This is a genomic window from Mitsuaria sp. TWR114 (genome assembly GCF_007997345.1).
In genome coordinates this window covers 1-1,942 of sequence record NZ_VOSR01000658.1, presented here as the reverse complement: position 1 = coordinate 1,942, position 1,942 = coordinate 1, and the positions used below count along the sequence as shown (strand labels likewise).

The window sequence follows — 1,942 nt, the reverse complement described above, 5'->3', positions numbered from 1 at the left end:
GCCGGCGCCGGCGGCACCGGGGCCGTGGTGGCCCGCGCCGCGGGACGGGTCACCGGGGGTGGAGCGCCCTTGGCGCGTCCCGGTTTGACGGGGCTCGTCCCCCTCGTGGCACTGCGGGCAGTCCCTGGGGCGGCCTTGCGGGCTTTAGCCCCTATAATGCTGCTTGCCACGTTTGCGTTGTAAGTATTTGATTTTTCTCATTTTACTCGGACGTGAGCGTTCGAGTCCGACGAGAACGTGGCATTGAGCGGCCATTGTGAGTAGGCTGCTCATTACTTTTGGTGATGCAACATCAGGTCATCGCGTCGAGTCCGCTTCCCAAAGCGAGCGGGCAGTCACGAGGGCCGGATGGCAGAGCAACGTCGTCAGAACCATTGCTCACGCGGTCGACCGCATCCTCGGATGTCGGCAGGCGGCGCGGGCAGCACAACAAGGTTTCACGACGTCAGCGAGGGGGCGCAAGTCCCGGCGCTGACGTCAGCACCCAGGCCCCGTTTCCGGATGTTTTCCTCGGTCTTTCCCACCCCCCGCCGCCTGCGAGCGCGTGTTGGCTTCGTCCACACGCCGGGCTCCGGCCGTGGTCGGGTCGCGCCTGAAGCGGCGCGCAGGCGGACCGGAACAGACGACCCGGGGCCCGCGGTGCACGCGCCAACGCTGCAGCGCTGAACGGTCAACGCGCCGTTCAATTGCAGTCCAGGGCGATCCTTTCATTGGTTCTTTCGCGTTTCTCGTGCATCGGTCGAATCGCCCGCCGGTGAATAGCCGGCAGCGGTTCACTTGAAGATGCGCGCCAGCGGCTTGGCCCTGGCGTGGAGGAGAACTGATGAAACGCATGCTGATCAACGCGACGCAGCAGGAAGAGCGTCGCCTGGCCATCGTCGATGGCCAGAAGCTGCTGGACTTCGAGACTGAAATCGAAGGCCGCGAGCAGCGCAAGGGCAACATCTACAAGGCGGTGGTGACGCGCGTCGAGCCGTCGCTGGAAGCCTGCTTCGTGGACTACGGCGAGGACCGCCACGGCTTCCTGCCCTTCAAGGAAATCTCGCGCCAGTACTTCCGGGACGGCGCCGATGTGCGCTCGGCCAAGATCCAGGACGTGATCAAGGAAGGCCAGGAACTGCTGGTCCAGGTCGAGAAGGAAGAGCGCGGCAACAAGGGCGCGGCGCTGACGACCTTCGTGTCGCTGGCCGGCCGCTACCTGGTGCTGATGCCCAACAACCCGCGCGGTGGCGGCGTCTCGCGCCGCATCGAGGGCGAGGACCGCGAGGAACTCAAGGAAGCGCTGGACCAGCTCGAATATCCCAAGGGCATGTCGCTGATCGCGCGCACCGCGGGCATCGGCCGTTCCGCCGCCGAGCTGCAGTGGGACCTGAACTACATGCTCAAGCTGTGGACCGCCATCGACGAGGCGGCCCAGGGCGGCAAGGGCGCGTTCCTGATCTATCAGGAGTCGTCGCTGGTGATCCGCGCGATCCGCGACTACTTCACCGCCGACATCGGCGAGATCCTGATCGACACCGACGACATCTTCGAGCAGGCCCATCAGTTCATGACCCACGTGATGCCGGAGACGGCGCACAAGGTCAAGCGCTACCGTGACGACGCGCCGCTGTTCAGCCGCTTCCAGATCGAGCACCAGATCGAGACGGCCTTCAGCCGCACGGTGAACCTGCCGTCGGGCGGCGCCATCGTGATCGACCACACCGAGGCGCTGGTCTCGGTGGACGTGAACTCGGCGCGCGCCACCCGCGGCGGCGACATCGAGGAAACCGCCACCCGCACCAACCTGGAAGCCGCCGACGAGATCGCGCGCCAGATGCGCCTGCGGGACCTGGGCGGCCTGATCGTCGTGGACTTCATCGACATGGAGGAGTCCAAGAACCGCCGCGAGGTCGAACAGCGCCTGCGCGACGCGCTGCGCCAGGACCGCGCCCGCGTGCAG

Annotated in this window: 1 protein-coding gene; it reads left to right on the top strand. The window is 66.2% G+C overall.

Going from position 1 to position 1,942, the window contains the following annotated elements; all coding sequences use genetic code 11:
- Nucleotides 1-823: 823 nt before the first annotated feature.
- The coding region (locus FUT87_RS21765; protein ID WP_147242365.1) for an Rne/Rng family ribonuclease at nt 824-1,942 on the top strand (1,119 nt) is incomplete at its 3' end.